This window comes from Corynebacterium sp. UMB6689 (genome assembly GCF_030215295.1).
Taxonomy (GTDB): Bacteria; Actinomycetota; Actinomycetes; order Mycobacteriales; family Mycobacteriaceae; genus Corynebacterium; species Corynebacterium aurimucosum.
Genome location: NZ_JASOLS010000089.1, coordinates 1 through 337 on the forward strand (window position 1 = coordinate 1; position 337 = coordinate 337).

A 337-nucleotide genomic window follows, 5' to 3' on the forward strand; every position below is an offset into this window, starting at 1 on the left:
CTCCTGACTTAGGCCAATTTAGTGCGGAAGTTCGCGGCCGGTGATTGCTTGGATGGTGGCGGTGATATCGGGTGGCAGGGGTACGGCGGCGTGGATGGTTTCGCCGCCAACGACGAGCTCGAAGCTTCGGTAGTTCTTTAGGGTGCGCACGAGGCGTTTGATGGATTGACCACTGCGGGTTTCCATCAGGTGCGCCACGGCTAATGCTGCCATCACGATATTGAGATGTGCTGTGATCGAGTCTTGTTTCCTCGCGTAGATCGGGCGGGCCTTTAAGTCTGATTTCGACATCCGGAATGATTTCTCGATGTTGAATAGCCTGCGGTAATGCCCGATC

At 55.5% G+C, this 337-nt stretch carries 1 pseudogene; it reads right to left on the bottom strand.

Going from position 1 to position 337, the window contains the following annotated elements:
* Nucleotides 1-18: 18 nt before the first annotated feature.
* Nucleotides 19-337, bottom strand: a pseudogene (locus tag QP363_RS12785) (transposase); the annotation flags it as partial.